The organism is Aeromonas sp. s1(2024), from assembly GCF_040908005.1.
In the GTDB taxonomy this organism is placed as follows: domain Bacteria; phylum Pseudomonadota; class Gammaproteobacteria; order Enterobacterales; family Aeromonadaceae; genus Aeromonas; species Aeromonas caviae.
Map to the genome: position 1 here is coordinate 17,430 of NZ_JBFOCW010000003.1, position 15,298 is coordinate 32,727.

Annotated in this window: 16 protein-coding genes and 1 riboswitch; of the genes, 9 read left to right on the top strand and 7 right to left on the bottom strand. The window is 62.2% G+C overall.

All coding sequences use genetic code 11. The annotated features are described in order from the left end of the window. Positions 1–93 precede the first annotated feature (93 nt). Positions 94–2,166, bottom strand: coding sequence for a tRNA(Met) cytidine acetyltransferase TmcA (locus AB5Y70_RS00465; protein ID WP_043152877.1), 2,073 nt, complete (start codon positions 2,164–2,166; stop codon positions 94–96). Further along, entirely contained in the window at positions 2,163–2,477 is a 315-nt protein-coding gene (locus AB5Y70_RS00470) for an HlyU family transcriptional regulator (RefSeq protein ID WP_041211748.1), read from the bottom strand. The genes AB5Y70_RS00465 and AB5Y70_RS00470 overlap by 4 nt, the downstream gene beginning before the upstream one ends. Before the next feature lie 138 nt (positions 2,478–2,615). Between AB5Y70_RS00470 and AB5Y70_RS00475 the strand changes: the two genes are divergently transcribed. The 3 genes from AB5Y70_RS00475 to AB5Y70_RS00485 all read left to right on the top strand — a co-directional run bounded on the left by AB5Y70_RS00475 (position 2,616) and on the right by AB5Y70_RS00485 (position 4,142). Next, entirely contained in the window at positions 2,616–2,822 is a 207-nt protein-coding gene (locus AB5Y70_RS00475; protein WP_010675777.1) for a bacterioferritin-associated ferredoxin, read from the top strand. Positions 2,823–2,953: 131 nt separating this feature from the next. Beyond that, positions 2,954–3,433, top strand: coding sequence for a bacterioferritin (bfr, locus tag AB5Y70_RS00480; protein WP_042015144.1), 480 nt, complete (start codon positions 2,954–2,956; stop codon positions 3,431–3,433). A 250-nt stretch (positions 3,434–3,683) separates the two neighbouring features. Then, positions 3,684–4,142: a methylglyoxal synthase gene (locus AB5Y70_RS00485; RefSeq protein WP_041211864.1), complete on the top strand. Its 459-nt coding sequence runs from the start codon at positions 3,684–3,686 to the stop codon at positions 4,140–4,142. A 64-nt stretch (positions 4,143–4,206) separates the two neighbouring features. On the opposite strand, the gene AB5Y70_RS00490 is transcribed toward AB5Y70_RS00485, so the two are convergent. Then, positions 4,207–4,794 carry a superinfection exclusion B family protein gene (locus tag AB5Y70_RS00490; protein WP_041213974.1) on the bottom strand — a complete coding sequence of 196 codons (588 nt, stop codon included), beginning with the start codon at positions 4,792–4,794 and terminating at the stop codon, positions 4,207–4,209. A gap of 190 nt (positions 4,795–4,984) precedes the next feature. Then, positions 4,985–5,091, top strand: a riboswitch (yybP-ykoY riboswitch). Between the two features lie 89 nt (positions 5,092–5,180). Here AB5Y70_RS00490 and AB5Y70_RS00495 point away from each other — a divergent pair. Beyond that, entirely contained in the window at positions 5,181–6,167 is a 987-nt protein-coding gene (locus tag AB5Y70_RS00495) for a sodium:calcium antiporter (RefSeq protein WP_043152882.1), read from the top strand. A gap of 94 nt (positions 6,168–6,261) precedes the next feature. Here the strand turns inward: AB5Y70_RS00495 and ansB are convergent, their stop codons facing one another. The 3 genes from ansB to AB5Y70_RS00510 all read right to left on the bottom strand — a co-directional run bounded on the left by ansB (position 6,262) and on the right by AB5Y70_RS00510 (position 8,706). After that, complete coding sequence (ansB, locus tag AB5Y70_RS00500; RefSeq protein ID WP_010675782.1) at positions 6,262–7,320, bottom strand: L-asparaginase 2; 1,059 nt, start codon at positions 7,318–7,320, stop codon at positions 6,262–6,264. Between the two features lie 117 nt (positions 7,321–7,437). Next, on the bottom strand, positions 7,438–7,644 hold the full coding sequence (locus AB5Y70_RS00505) for a heavy-metal-associated domain-containing protein (RefSeq protein WP_041213975.1): 207 nt from the start codon (positions 7,642–7,644) through the stop codon (positions 7,438–7,440). Between the two features lie 111 nt (positions 7,645–7,755). After that, entirely contained in the window at positions 7,756–8,706 is a 951-nt protein-coding gene (locus tag AB5Y70_RS00510) for an AEC family transporter (RefSeq protein WP_043152886.1), read from the bottom strand. 134 nt (positions 8,707–8,840) lie between these two features. On the opposite strand from AB5Y70_RS00510, the gene treR reads away from it, so the two are divergent. The 4 genes from treR to AB5Y70_RS00530 all read left to right on the top strand — a co-directional run bounded on the left by treR (position 8,841) and on the right by AB5Y70_RS00530 (position 13,778). Then, positions 8,841–9,788: a trehalose operon repressor TreR gene (treR, locus tag AB5Y70_RS00515; protein ID WP_041211765.1), complete on the top strand. Its 948-nt coding sequence runs from the start codon at positions 8,841–8,843 to the stop codon at positions 9,786–9,788. Between the two features lie 186 nt (positions 9,789–9,974). Further along, the gene (gene treB, locus AB5Y70_RS00520) at positions 9,975–11,405 is read left to right on the top strand and encodes a PTS trehalose transporter subunit IIBC (RefSeq protein WP_039039721.1); all 1,431 of its coding nucleotides are present in this window, start codon (positions 9,975–9,977) and stop codon (positions 11,403–11,405) included. 88 nt (positions 11,406–11,493) lie between these two features. Beyond that, entirely contained in the window at positions 11,494–13,158 is a 1,665-nt protein-coding gene (gene treC / locus AB5Y70_RS00525; RefSeq protein ID WP_102948911.1) for an alpha,alpha-phosphotrehalase, read from the top strand. After that, positions 13,158–13,778: a sugar O-acetyltransferase gene (locus tag AB5Y70_RS00530; protein WP_039039723.1), complete on the top strand. Its 621-nt coding sequence runs from the start codon at positions 13,158–13,160 to the stop codon at positions 13,776–13,778. The genes treC and AB5Y70_RS00530 overlap by 1 nt, the downstream gene beginning before the upstream one ends. Positions 13,779–13,865: 87 nt before the next feature. On the opposite strand, the gene AB5Y70_RS00535 is transcribed toward AB5Y70_RS00530, so the two are convergent. Then, positions 13,866–14,324, bottom strand: coding sequence for an Lrp/AsnC family transcriptional regulator (locus AB5Y70_RS00535; RefSeq protein ID WP_039039724.1), 459 nt, complete (start codon positions 14,322–14,324; stop codon positions 13,866–13,868). 96 nt (positions 14,325–14,420) lie between these two features. Here AB5Y70_RS00535 and AB5Y70_RS00540 point away from each other — a divergent pair, with 96 nt between their 5' ends. Continuing rightward, positions 14,421–15,296, top strand: coding sequence for a DMT family transporter (locus tag AB5Y70_RS00540; protein WP_102949257.1), 876 nt, complete (start codon positions 14,421–14,423; stop codon positions 15,294–15,296). Positions 15,297–15,298 lie beyond the last annotated feature (2 nt).

The following is a 15,298-nucleotide window of genomic DNA, read 5'->3' on the forward strand; positions in this document are numbered from 1 at the left end:
TAGCCATGGTGAGTCGAATCGATGTGCAGAACCCGGGAGGGGCCATGGGGTCCTCCCGGGCTCCGTGGTTTTCTGCCGTGCCAGAGGCGGGGGTCAGCCCGCTGGTGCTTGCTGAGCCAGCAGTCTGGCCAGCAGGGAGCGCAGTGCTTTTATCAGGGCGGGTTTGCCCGCGACACCCTGTCGGGCAGCCAGCTCGGACCAGGACGCATATTGCCAGATGGTGGCGATCAGCAACCGTCGTTCATCCTGACTTAACGCATCCAGCATCATCACTCGCCGGAGTAGCCAGCGTTGCAGTGTCGCCTGGCACAATTCGAATGGCTTGTGATGGTGGGCAAAGCAATCGAGTTCCCGATGCTCGAATTCATCCAGATCCGGCACATGAGTGACAGGTCCGCCTCTGAGGGATAGCCAGACCAGTTCGGTATCCAGCCTCTTGAGTTCACCCGCCAGCAGGGCCGGCAACTGGCTCATGAAACGCTGTCGCCATTGCGCCAGCTCGGCGTGATATTCCGATTGCAACGGCATCAGCAGCAAAGCTGCATGACTGCCGCTGGCCGCATCGCGCTGCAGACCAAGACGCAGCACCTTCAATCCCGCCTTGAGCCAGAATGGCAGCAGATCTGGACTGGCGGAGAAGGCAGATCCCAGATAATCGACCCGTAATGCCCGATAATGTGATACCAGCTTGTCCAGCAACCGGGACCCCAGCCCGAGACGATGAAGGGCAGGATGGATGGCGATGCGCATCACCCTGGCATAAGAGCGCTCCCCCGCCGTCACGAAACCGGCGTGGGCCAGCAGCGACTGGGGCAGCAGATGTCCACGAGGGCGCCTTCGTCCGGCCCAGATCGCGTGCGCCAGATCAGGGGGTATATTGCCCTCCCGCGCGACCAGCGCCACCCCGAGCAACTCCTGTCCCTGCTCCATCAGATGAATGTCGAGATCCGGCCCCTCCAGCAAATACCGCAGATCACTGGGGCTGGTCTGGTAGTGAGCCAGCACGAGCAGGCCGAACACCCGATTGAGCAGCGCGTCATCACGGGCCAGCTCATCTTGTCCGACCAGGCGCCAGGTCGGTGATGTCGGGGGATGAGGTGCCGATATGTCAGCATTCAGACCAAGGAGCCGGAAGATCAGAGGCTCCAGCGGATCGCTCAGGCTCCAGCGAATGGGCTCCACCAGGCGCAGCTCCTGCCAATCCGGGGTTTGCTCATCGAGTATCCGCTTGAAGCGCAGATGAAAGCCGCGCCCCGTCCCCTCATAGCCGTGCTCCGTTGTAGCGAAGACAATACGACTGTGGCGGGCCAGCATGGCCTCCAGCAGTGGGGTCGGGATGGCGGCGGCTTCATCTACCAGCAGCAGATCCGCCAGCACGTCTCCTTGAGCCACCCGATCAGGGGACACATAGCTCAGACCGGCCAGCCGCTCAGGCATCTCTGCCAGCGCGCGCTCTGCATGGGCAAAAAGTGTCGCCACTGTAGCGTGGGAAGGGGCCGTCACCGCTATCGTCAAGGCCGGATCCCGACTCAGCAAGTCGGCGCTCGCCAGCCCCAGCACGGCGCTCTTGCCACGACCGCGATCGGCGCTCAGCACCAGGGGGCGGCGGCGATGGCCGTGCAACACGTTGTGGATGGCGGGCAGCGCACGGGCCTGATCCGCGCTCAGCGGTCGGCTCCCGTCGAGAGGCTGCCAGGTAATATCACAAGAGGCTGGCGTCAGATCTCGCGCCGGATCTTCTGCCAGCAACCGTACCAGCCGGGAGATGAAACCCTGCCCGGCACGATCGGCCTCCTCTGGCTGGGCGACCAGCCTCTGACGATCAGGGTCTGGGTAGGTCGGCCATACCTCCCGCGGCGGGGTCAGCAGAAGCAAGAGCCCCCCAGCCCTCAATGTCCCCGCCAAGGCACCGAATGCATCGGGGTGAAAACCGCTGAAGGCATTGAATACCAGGGTGTCGCACTCCTGACCGAGCCGTTGAAGCGCCTTGGCGGCAGGCTGCGGAGCATGACGCTCAGGACCCTGCCCCAGCCAGAACACCGCCCCCCACAGCAAGGATTCGGCACGAACGATGCAGTCATCCTGCTCCCCTTCCAGCCAGATCAGACGCCGCTCGCCGGCATGAGCGATAGCGTGGCGCAAGGCGAGCAGCTCGGCTGACATCATGGAGCTGGGCTGGCGTCTGGCTTCACACGGGGTTCAAACATGCGCTCCCCCATCTGGTCGATGAAGGTATGGGCCTTTTGCACCATGAAGCGCTCGGCATCCGCCGGGTTGGCAAAGAGATCGGAGCGGATGAAGCGATGGGTCTGTAATTGCCCGTCTATCTCCCTGGTGATGCGACCTGCCAGCCTGTATTGCCCCCCTTCCGCCATGGGCTCGGGATAGATGAGATAGCCCATGTATTCGATGGGCTCAACCTCGGGGCTCTGGGCGATCTCTCCCTTGAACAGGGCATTGAATAGTTTTTTGAACATGTTCGCATCCTCTCTGATAAAGGCATTCTCCCCAAGGGTGGAATCACTGGCAAGCACGGGATCTTATTACCATTCGTTCTTTGCACTACGAACCATTCTCATTTAGATTTCATCTCATTCCAGCATGAGGTCCAGATTATGTACGTGTGTTTGTGCCGCGGCATCACAGATAACCAGATCCGCAAGGCGGTACAGGCAGGCAAGACTGAATTCCGACAGTTGAAACAGTCGCTGGAAGTCGGTGCCCAATGTGGTAAATGTGTGCGCATGGCGATGGAGATCATCGCTACCGAAATCGACAAGATGGAGTCAGAGCAAGCACCGCTCTATTACGAAGTGGCGTAAAACCGCCGACTTCTCATCTTCATCTCTCCTTCTGCCCTCCAGAGGACGACTTTCCCCATCACGTTATGGTCATGTTTCTGGACTAAGCTCTAGTGATCGTTGCCTAGGCTCGAAAACGAGGAGTAATGTCGATGAAAGGAGATCCCAAAATCATTGCCCACCTCAACAAGGTGCTGGCCAATGAGCTGGTTGCCATCAACCAATACTTCCTGCATGCCCGCATCTATGATGACTGGGGCCTCAAGGGGCTGGGGCACAAGGAGTATCACGAATCCATCGATGAGATGAAACATGCCGACGAGCTGGTCAAGCGGGTGCTGTTTCTGGAAGGGCTGCCCAACTTGCAGGATCTGGGCAAGCTGCGCATCGGTGAGACGGTGGAAGAGATGCTGCGCTGTGACTTGTCTCTGGAGATGGACGCCATCCCCGACCTGAAAGTCGCCATCACCTATGCCGAGTCTGTGCAGGACTACGTCAGCCGCGACCTGTTCCAGGAGATCCTGGAAGATGAAGAGGACCATGTGGACTGGCTGGAAACCCAACTCGATCTCATCGCCCGTATCGGTCTGGAAAACTACCAGCAATCCCAGCTCCATGCCGAGTCATCCTGAATCGCGATGACATCAAGAGACAATCCCAACCCGCCCAGGCGGGTTTTTTCATGGCACCAGCGGCAGAGATCTTGCCGAACGATACGGTAGCCAACCTGGTTGCTGACAAGGCAGGCCAGAGGCTGTCAGGATGGCAGGCGCCGGATTGAACCGCCTCCGGGATCACAGTTACGATGCATGGGGCAGCGGCAGGCGCCGCTTTCGATTAGGATACGACCCCATTCCCATCATTTTGCTACGGATGACCTCCATGGAACTGATTGCACGCGAGATGGCGCCCCACAAACGGGTTGCCCTGGTGGCTCACGACAACATGAAAGCCCCTCTGCTGAACTGGGTGCTGCGGCGCAAGGAGGAGCTCAAGCTCCACCATCTCTATGCGACCGGCACCACGGGCACCCTGCTCGGCAAGAAGGCGCAGCTGCCCATTACCTGCCTCTTCTCCGGCCCCATGGGAGGGGATCAGCAGCTCGGCGCCCTCATCGCCGAAGGGAAGATAGACGTGATGATCTTCTTCTGGGATCCCCTCAATCCCGCCGCCCACGATCCTGACGTCAAGGCCCTGCTGCGCCTCGCGGCCGTCTGGAACATCCCGGTCGCCACCAACGAGGCGACGGCGGACTTCATCATGGACAGCCCGCACATGCAGCAGGCATTCAGCGTCCAGGTGCCCGACTACGCCGGCTACCTCAAAGCCAGAACCGAATAAGCAACGCCAGACAGCAAAGAGCCGGAACAGATGTCCGGCTCTTTTCTTTCATGGGGGGAGAAGGTCAGCGCTGGAGGCTTTTCTGCGCGAATTTGGGCCTGGCATTCATGATCTGCTCCACCTGCTCGTCGCTCATCTTGCCCCGCGACAGTCCCAGAACCTTGTAGGTCAGCAGAGGGCGCGCCGGCAGGGCGATCATCAGGGCGCGGATCTGGTTCTCGTCTTCCTTCTCTCGCGCCGGCTTGCCGTAGGCGTAGGTGAGCACGCCGGCATCCATCAGGTTTTTGACGGCGGGTTCGGTGATCGGCAGGTTTATGACGCTTTTCCGTTGCAGTACGAACTCCCGCAGCACCGCCTTCTCGTTGAAGTCGAGGAAGCCAATCATCTGGGCCAGTTGATCCTGCTGGCGGCGGGACTGCCACTCGTCACAGGCCCACTCCCAGGCGATCAGGAAGCCCTGACTGCAGAAATAGGAGATGGCGATCAACATGCCGACCCCAAGCCAGGCCGCATGAGCCGTGGCCCACTGGCTCACGGCGCCTTTCATCAATCCGGCCGGAAACAGCAGGATGATGCTGCAGCAAAGCAGCAGCCAGACCATCAGCCAGTTGAGGCGATTAAGCTGGTAAAAATGTTGGATCCACCGTTTCATCGTTCACCCTTCCCAAGTCAATGTGGACAGTAGCCAACTCGTAGCAATCGCTGTGCCAGCACAAGGATCCCCGTAAAAAGATCAGGATCCCGGACGGGAGAGTCGAGGGGTTGTCACATCCTTTTACAACTTGTCGCGCGGATCATCCCCTGTTGGCCTTGCGCCTCACCGAACCACTTGGTAAAAAGCCCGCACTGTCACTGAGGAGTAGCAACCCGCCCGAAATCCGGGCAGGGCCCATGTCAACACTCTTGGATCCACAGATCCATGGCATGGGCGGCGATAGCACCTATCGTCCTGCAAGACCTTTGGCCTCGATATGCACGCCAGCCGGGCGAGCCGTATCGGGTCCATCGGTTGTTCTGCTCGCCTGGCGGTTACTCATCATGCTGATCACCCTGCTGTTATTTCTGATCTCTGCCGTCACCATCTATCTGGCCTGCGAATACTTCGTCAACGGCATCGAATGGACCGGCCATCATTTCAAACTGTCCCAAAGCGCCACCGGTTCTCTGCTGGCTGCCCTCGGCACGGCCCTGCCCGAATGCATCGTCACCCTGACCGCCCTGCTGATGGGGGATGCCCCCGCCCAGCAGCAGATAGGCATAGGTGCGGCCCTCGGCGGCCCGCTGGTGCTGGCTACCATAGGCTATGCTGCCGTCGGCGTGACCCTGCTGCTGTGCATGAGCCGGGAGCACAGATCCATCAATGGCGAGGTGCAGCGGGAGATAGGCCGCGATCAGGCCTGGTTTGCCGGCATCTTCCTGCTGGCCGTGCTGCTTGGCATGGTGGTCTTCACCGGTAAAACCTGGCTGGCCCCCCTGTTCGTGCTGATCTACCTCCTCTATGTGCGACGTGAGCTGAAACAGACCGACAGCCACGAGGCCGAATTGCCCTCCCCCCTCAAGCTGGATCCGCACGCCAGGATCCCGGCGCTCGGCAAGGTGCTGCTGCAAACCCTGGTGGCGCTCGGTGTGGTGGCGCTGGCGGCCCAGCTGTTCGTTCACCAGCTGGAGAACATGGGCGAGCTGTTCGGTCTCTCTCCGGTGCTGGCGGCCCTGCTGCTGAGCCCGGTGGCCACCGAAATGCCCGAGCTGATGAACGTGCTTATCTGGGTGCGGCAGGGCAAACACCGGCTGGCGCTGGCCAATATCTCGGGGGCCATGATGATCCAGGGCACCATTCCCAAGGCGTTCTGCCTGCTGTTCACCCCCTGGCTGCTGGACAGCACCATGATGGCCTCCTCCCTGGTGACGCTGCTGGCGGTCACGCTGCTGTGGTGGGGGTTCAGTCGGGAGCGGATGACGGCGGGCAGGCTCGCCCTGGTGGGACTGGTTTACCTGGGTTTCTGCGGCTGGCTGATGATGAGCTGAGGACCGACCTCTGCCTCTGGCGCAACAAGAAAGGGCAGGATCCTATCCTGCCCTTCATCTCACGGGGTAGTGTCAATCAGACCGATCCGAGGTCTCAGAACTGCTGGAACCAGCGCTGGATCTGGGCCGGATCCTTGCTCTGGGTCAGGGCGAGCATCAGCAGCACCCGCGCCTTCTGCGGGTTGAGGGTCTCGGCGGCGACGAAGCCGTACTTGGCGTCATCGATCTCGGCATCCAGGGTGGTGGAACCGGTCGGCACGCGGGCGGAACGCACCACGCGAATGCCGTCCTTGCTCGCCTTGGCCAGGGTGTCGAACAGGGTGTGGTAGAGGTTGCCGTTGCCCACCCCGGCGCTGACGATGCCGTCAAACTTGGCATCCACCAGGGCCTTGGCCGGCAGGTCCGAGGCGTTGGCGTAGCTGTAGACGATGCCGACCTGGGGCAGCTTGTCGAGCTTGCTCACGTCGAACGGGGTCTTGCTGGTATGCAGACGGGCCGGGCTGCGCTGGTAGTCGATCTTGCCGTTGTGGATGTAGCCGAGCGGGCCGAAGTTGGGGGAGGCGAAGGTCTGCACTCCTGTGGTGTTGGTCTTGGTGACGTCGCGGGCATCCAGCACGGTGTCGTTCATCGCCACCATGACGCCACGCCCCTTGGAGGCGGGGTCGGAGGCAGTCACCACGGCGTTGTAGAGGTTCATGGGGCCGTCGGCGCTCATGGCGGTGGAGGGGCGCATGGCGCCCACCAGCACCACCGGCTTGTCGCTCTTGACGGTCAGATTGAGGAAGTAGGCGGTCTCCTCCATGGTGTCGGTGCCATGGGTGATGACGATGCCGTCCACGTCATCCCTGGCCAGCAGCGCGTTGACCCGCTTGGCGAGCGTGAGCCACACCTCGTCGTTCATGTCCTGGGAGCCGATCTTGACCACCTGCTCACCCTGCACGTCGGCCACGTTTTTCATCTCGGGCACGGCGGCGATCAGCGTCTCGATGGCCACCTTGCCGGCCTCGTAGTTGGACTGTGTGGCAGACTGGCCCGCCCCGGCGATGGTGCCGCCGGTGGCCAGAATGTGCACGCTGGGCAGCGCCATGGCCATGGGGGAGAGGGTCAGGCCGAGTACGGCGGCGATCAGGGTCTTGCGAATGGGAAGGGTCATGCTGCAATCCTTTTGGATGAGGGAATTGCAGCATTTTTATTCTTTTTAAACGGGATTTAAGTGATCATTCTCACCAATAAAAAGAAGTAAACAGAATATTAGTCTGATTTATACCAATTAAGTGATAATCCACTCTACCTGAAAGCCTCTCGCCTCGATCAGGGCGATCAACTCGGCTTTGCTCAGCTCGCTCTCGATGGCTGCCTTGCGGCTGGCAAAGTCGACCGTGGCGGTGCGGACTGCTGGCTGGGCCAGCAGGGCCTTTTGCAGGCTGGCAGCGCAACCGCCGCAGGACATGCCGGTAACGGTGAGTTCGATGGTCATGGGCTCTCTCCTCTGTGGATGTGACATCAGCCTAAAGCTGCCGCCTCCGGCAAGGTCAAGGGTGAATGCCGATCCCGTCAACCCCGGGTCGTGCATCATGGCGGCGCCCCATCACCCCATCAGTCTCAGGTAGTTCATCAGGGCGGCCCCCAGGCTGGTGGTGACGAGCGAGCCCAGGGTGGTGGTGGCGATGATGTTGGCCGCGAGGGCACTGTCACCGCCCATGGCGCGGGTCATCACATAGCTGGCGGCGGCGGTGGGGGTTGAGCTGATGAGAAACAGGATGCCGAGGGCCTGCGGGCTGAAGCCGAGCGCCCAGGCCCCCAGCACCAGCAGCACGGGGATGCAGCACAACCGGTTGACCGTGGCCCAGCCGGTCAGCATGGCGCCGCCGCGCAGGGCCTTGAGGTTGAGGCTGGCGCCGGTGCACAGCAGGGCCAGCGGCAGGGTCATGTTGGCGAAATAGTTGCCCGTGGTGATGACCAGCTGGGGCAGTTCGATGCCGAGCAGACCGAAGGGCAGGGCCGCCAGAATGGCGATGATGAGGGGGTTTTTGACGATCCCCTTGAGTATGGGGGCGAGCCCCTTTCCGCCCCCCAGGCTGCGGGTCAGGGTGATCACCGCGAGCACGTTGTAGAGCACAGTGATGGAGCCCACCAGCAGGGCGGCGGCCCCTATCCCCTCCGGGCCGTAGGCGTTTTGCACATAGGCCAGCCCCATGATCCCCATGTTGCCGCGAAAGCTGCCCTGCACGAAGATGCCCCGCAATTTCTGCTCGCTGATGAAGCGGGCCGCCAGCACCTCCAGCACCAGGAAACCGGCGAGGGTGCCGAGCAGGCCGTAGAGGATGAGCCAGGGGCTCGGCATGGTGGAAAAATCGGTGCGCACCATGCTGAGAAACAAGAGCGCTGGCAGGGTGACCTGGAACACCAGACGGGAGGCGGACTCGACGAAGCTGTCGGGCAAGAGACCCAGCCGCTTGAGCCAGATGCCGAGTACCAGCACCAGACAGATGGGGCCCGTGATGGAGAGAGAGAAGTGCAGACTTGCCAACAGATCCATGATGCGCGTCCTGTGCAACGGCGAAGAAAGTCGCCTGGGAAAGGGCATTCTAACGCCATGGGCTTGTATTCACAGGAGTTAATCACAACAATGTCTGCATCCCGATTGTCGCCCTCCCCTGTCACGGATCCCCCATGGAAAAGAAACTGACCATCCTCGATATCGCTCGCCTCAGCGGGGTCGGCAAGTCGACCGTCTCCCGGGTGCTCAATCAGGATCCCAAGGTCAATGCCCAGACCAGGGCCAGGGTCGAATCGGTGATCGCCCAGCACGGTTTCGTGCCGAGCAAATCGGCGCGGGCCATGCGCAGCCAGAGCCAGCAGGTGGTCGGCATCGTGGTGTCGCGCCTCGACTCCAGCTCCGAGAACCAGGCGGTGCGCGGCATGCTGGAGACCCTCTACCAGCGTGGCTACGACGCCGTGCTGATGGAGAGCAAGTTCTCCCCCGCCAAGGTGAGCGAGCACCTGGCGGTGCTGGAGCGGCGCGGGGTGGACGGCATCATCCTGTTTGCCTTCAACGATCTGGACTATGCCGCCATGGCGCCGCTCAGGGAGAAATTGGTGCTGATGGCCCGCGAGCGCCCCGGCTTCTCGTCGGTCTGCTTCGACGATGACGGGGCGGTGCGCGCCGTGCTCGCCCACCTCGGGGAGCGTGGCCTGACCGAGGTCGCCTATCTCGGGGTGGAACGCAGCGATCTCACCACGGGGCTGCGTCGGCATCAGGCTTACCTCGACTACTGTCGGGAACAGGGGCGCACGCCCCGCAGCGCCCTCGGGGATCTCGGTCTGCAAAGCGGCTATCGGCTCGCGGCCGAGCTGCTCACCCCCACCACCCAGGCCATGGTCTGTGCCAGCGACACCCTGGCCATCGGCGCCGCCAAATACCTGCAGGAGCAGGGTCGCACCGACATCCTGGTGAGCGGCCTTGGCAGCAATCCCATGCTGACTTTCCTCTTTGCCAACACCCTCAGCCTGGATTTCGGCTACAAGGATGCCGGTATACTGGCCGCCAGACAGCTGCTCGATCAGATTGAAGAGGGGCAGCCCCCCAGAGCTACCATCGCCCCCTGTCAGCCCCTGTAGTCTATCTTTTCCTCCATTCCCGGCGTTTTGCGCTTTTTGTGACCAGCGCCACGAATTGGGAACGTTCCCATTGCCGATGCCAGCCACTGGCTTCATGCTGATTGGGAACGATACCAATAAACGGGCGGTCCTTGGCCAGCCGGTAAAGACACGACCATTATTCATGGAGTCACAGAGGGAAGGCTCATGTCAAAAGTCAACACACAGCATCTGGCGCAGTTGATCGAGCGGATCGGCGGCAAAGAGAACATCACCACTGTCAGCCACTGCCTGACCCGGCTCAGGTTCGTGCTGGCCGATCCGGCCAAGGCCGATCCCAAGGCCATCGAGACCATCCCTTCGGTGAAGGGAAGCTTCACCCAGGGCGGCCAATTCCAGGTGGTGATCGGCAACGAGGTGGATCAGTGGTACAAGGCGCTCACCCAGGAGATCGGCGTGAGCGGCGGCAGCAAGGAGGCCGCCAAACAGGCCGCCCGCCACAACATGAATCCGCTGGAGCGCGGCATCTCCCACCTGGCGGAGATCTTCGTGCCCCTGCTGCCCGCCATCATCACCGGCGGCCTGATCCTGGGTTTTCGCAACGTCATCGGCGATATCAAGATGTTCGACGACGGCACCCACACCCTCACCGAGATCAGCCAGTTCTGGGCCCAGGTGCACGCCTTCCTCTGGCTGCTGGGTGAAGCCATCTTCCACTTCCTGCCGGTGGGTGTCTGCTGGTCTGCGGTGAAGAAGATGGGCGGCTCCGAGATCCTCGGCATCGTGCTGGGTATCACGCTGGTGTCGCCGCAACTGATGAACGCCTATGGCATCGGCCAGCAGACCCCGGAAGTGTGGGACTTCGGCCTCTTCGTCATCCAGAAGGTGGGGTATCAGGCCCAGGTCATTCCGGCCCTGCTGGCGGGTGTCTTCCTCGCATGGGTGGAGACCAGCCTCAAGCGCATCATCCCGGCCTATCTCTACCTGGTGATTGTGCCCTTCATCTCCCTGCTGCTGGCGGTGATCGTGGCACACGCCCTGATCGGTCCGTTCGGCCGCTGGATTGGTGACGGCGTCGGCTTTGCCGCCAAGGCGGCCATGACGGGTTCGTTTGCCCCCATCGGCGCCGCCCTGTTCGGCTTCCTCTATGCGCCCCTGGTCATCACCGGCATCCACCACACCACCAACGCGGTGGACCTGCAACTGATGCAGAGCATGGGCGGCACCCCCATCTGGCCGCTGATCGCCCTCTCCAACATCGCCCAGGCGTCTGCGGTCGTCGGCATCATCCTGATCAGCCGCAAGGAGAACGAGCGGGAGATCTCGGTCCCGGCCGCCATCTCCGCCTATCTCGGGGTGACCGAGCCGGCCATGTACGGCATCAACCTCAAGTACAAGTTCCCCATGCTGTGCGCCATGGTGGGCTCAAGCTGTGCGGCTCTCATCTGCGGCTTCGCCGGTGTGATGGCCAACGGCATCGGGGTGGGCGGCCTGCCGGGCATCCTCTCCATCCAGCCGCAATACTGGGGCATCTACGCCATCGCCATGCTGGTGGCCATCGTGGTCCCCGCCCTGCTGACCCTGCTGGTCTACAAGCGCCAGCAGGCTGCCGGCAAGCTGGATCTGGCCACGGCCTGATCCACACAACCTCGGCGGAGCCCTGGCTCCGCCTTTTATCGTTGCCCTGTTCCAACTAATCCGGTTTCAACCAATGAGCGAACCAACCATGACACAGACACCCTGGTGGCAAAGCGCCGTGATTTACCAGATCTACCCCAAAAGCTTTCAGGATTCCGGCGCCCGTGGCACCGGTGATCTCAAGGGGATCATGGCCCGCCTCGACTACCTCAAGACCCTCGGCGTCGATGCCCTCTGGCTGACCCCGGTCTACGTCTCCCCCCAGGTGGACAACGGCTACGACATCGCCGATTACCTCAACATAGATCCCGCCTACGGCACCATGACCGACTTCGAGGCCCTGCTGGGCGCCGCCCATGCGCGCGGCATCCGCATCGTGATGGACATAGTGGTGAATCACACCTCCACCGAGCACGCCTGGTTCAAGTCGGCGCTGGGAGACAAGAACAGCCCCTATCGCGACTATTACATCTGGAAAGATCCGGTGGACGGCGGCGTGCCCAACAACTGGCAATCCAAGTTTGGCGGCAGTGCCTGGGAGCTGGACCCGGCCACCGGTCAGTACTACCTGCACCTCTTTGCCCGCGAGCAGGCGGATCTCAACTGGGAAAACCCGGCGGTACGTGCCGAGGTGAAAAACATCATCCACTTCTGGGCCAAGAAGGGGGTGGACGGTTTCCGGCTCGACGTCATCAACCTCATCTCCAAGGATCAGGCATTCCCTGACGACGAGGTGGGGGATGGCCGCCGCTTCTACACCGACGGGCCGCGCATCCACGAATTTTTGCAGGATGTGAGCCGCGACGTCTTCGCCCCCGTGGGGGCCATGACGGTGGGCGAGATGTCTTCCACCAGCCTGGAGCACTGCCAGCGCTATGGCGCGCTGGATGGCTCCGAGCTCTCCATGGTGTTCAACTTCCATCACCTCAAGGTGGATTACCCGGGCGGCGACAAGTGGACCAAGGCACCGTTCGATTTCCTCGAACTCAAGCGCATCTTCAACCACTGGCAGTGCGGCATGCACGGCAAGGGGTGGTCGGCGCTCTTCTGGTGCAACCACGATCAGCCGCGCATCGTCTCCCGTTTCGGCGATGAGGGTCAGCACAGGGTGGTCGCCGCCAAGATGCTGGCCAGCACGCTGCACGGCCTGCAAGGCACCCCCTACATCTATCAGGGGGAGGAGATCGGCATGACCAACCCCGGCTATCAGCACATCGACGACTATCAGGATGTGGAGAGCCGCAACATCTTCGCCATCAAGCAGGCTGAAGGGATGAGCGAGGCCGAGATCCTCGCCATTCTCGGCGCCAAGTCCCGGGACAACTCGCGCACCCCGATGCAGTGGAGTGCCGCCCCCAACGCCGGTTTCACCAGCGGGACGCCCTGGCTCAAGCCTGCCGCCAACTACCCCGAGATCAATGCCGAGGCGGCGCTCGCCGACCAGCACTCGGTGTTCTGGCACTATCGGGATCTCATCGCCCTTCGCAAGGCGCACCCCATCTTCACTCAGGGGGATTATCAGGAGCTGCTGACCGGGCACCCGCAGATCTGGGCCTATGCCCGCCGCGCCCACGGTCAGACCCTGCTGGTGGCGAGCAACTTCTACGGCGAGCCGGTGGAGTTTGCCTTGCCTGCCGAGCTGCAAAGCGGGGAGGGGCGACTGCTGCTTGGCAACTACCCGGATAGCCCGGCCCGCCCGCAATCCTGCAAGCTGCGCCCTTACGAATCCCTGATCTGGCTGATGGAGCAATGATGACTGACGCAACAACAGTGCAGCGGCCCGCCGTGCGTGGCCCCGAGTGGCAGAAGATGGTGGCGGGAGCGCCCTATGATGCAGGGGACCCCGAACTGCGGGCTGCGCGGGAGCAGTGCCGCGCCCTGCTGGGAGAACTGAACCGGGAGCGAACCGATGCCCCTGGCTGGGATGAGCGCCTCACCCGCCTGCTGGGTGGCCGCGCAGAACGCTGTTTCATCACGCCCCCCTTCTTCTGCGACTATGGCACCAACATCTTTGTCGGCGAGAATTTCTACGCCAATTTCAACTGCACCATCCTGGATGTGTGCGAGGTACACATAGGCGACAACGTGCTGCTGGCCCCCGGAGTGCAGATCTACACCGCTACCCACCCGGTGGCGGTAGCGCCTCGCATCAAGGGGGTGGAGTTCGGCAAGCCGGTGCGCATCGGCAACAACGTCTGGATTGGGGGCAGCGTCGTCATCTGCCCGGGCGTCACCATAGGGGACAACAGCGTCATCGGGGCGGGGTCCGTTGTCACCAGAGACATTCCGGCAGGCGTGGTGGCGGTCGGCAATCCCTGCCGGGTCTTGCGCCCCATGACGGCAGAGGAGCTGGCGCCCGGGGCACCTGGCTGACACAGAAGGGGCAGGCCGTACCTGCCCCTGTTCGTTTCCCTGACGGCGCTCCCGCAATGCCGCCAAGGCTTCGGCGCAGCCCCCTCTTTACCCGGGCAGCAAGGCGCCGCAACGCTTGTGCTGTCCCATGACCACCAGAGTCTTGAAACTGCGCACCTGATCCCTGGCATGGAGCACCCGACGGGTGAACTGCTCGTAACTTTGCATGTCCCTGGCGGCCACTTGCAGCACGAAGTCCTGCTCCCCCGTCACATACCAGAGATCCATCACCTCGGGTTCCCGCTGCAGGCTGGCGATCATCTCATCGACGATGCGGCCATGATCCCGTTCCAGGGTCACCAGCACCAGCATGGTGATGGGCCAGCCCATGGTGGACGGTGCCACCAGCGCCACTTCCCGCTCGATGAGACCGGACTCCCGCAAGGCGCGGACGCGGCGGTAGCAGGCTGGGGCGGAAAGACCGACCCTGTGGGCCAGCTCCGGCGTGGGCAGACGGGCATCCTGTTGCAGCTCGGCAAGGATGAGCAGATCAAATTTGTCGGTCATGGGGTTCATTAGATAAAAATTATCGCACAAGGCCAGTATTAGACCGGTTTTACCCAAGTATCCAGATATATTTTATTGCTCATCGTCCTGCCCGGTATGAACACCATGCAACCCAATCCCAATGCCCTCTCCTCTCTTCTGGCCGTCCTGCTCGCCATGCTGTCGATCACCCTCGGCGCCTCCCTGGCCAAATCCCTGTTTCCCTTGCTGGGTGCCGCAGGTACGACCCTGTTCCGGCTGGGGTGCGCCGCCCTCCTCCTCTCCCTGGTGTTTCGCATCTGGCGTGCCCCCCTCGACCGACGCACCCTGCTTGGCGCCATCCCCTACGGCCTGTCGCTTGGGGCAATGAACCTGCTCTTCTATCTGGCCATCGCACGCATTCCCCTCGGCGTAGCCCTGGCCATCGAGTTCATCGGCCCCCTGACGGTGGCCCTGCTCTCCTCACGCCACCGGGCAGACTTCATCTGGCTGATACTGGCCATCGCCGGGCTGCTGCTGCTCTTGCCCCTGCGGGCAACACAGCAGGCCATCGATCCCCTGGGGGCCGCACTGGCTCTCGGGGCTGGCCTCTTCTGGGGGCTCTATATGCTCACCGGAAAGCGGGCAGGAGCCTTGCTGGGCGCACAGGCTCCGGCGCTGGGCATGTGGGTGGGCACCCTGCTGGTATTGCCCTTCGGGCTGGAGGGTGCGATCGAGGCGTCATTCACCGTCCCCGTGATCCTCACCATCATCGGGGTGGGGCTGCTCTCGAGCGCCATCCCCTACTCTCTCGAGATGTTTGCCCTGCGCCGCCTTCCCCTCAAGAGCTACGGCATTCTCACCAGCGGTGAACCGGCCATGGGAGCCTTGATGGGACTGGTATGGCTGGGCGAACAATTGCCCCCGTCCCAATGGCTCGGGATAACCGCCATCATCGCCGCCTCCATGGGCACCACCTGGCAGGCGGGTCGTCGACAAGCGGGCTCCGCCTGAAC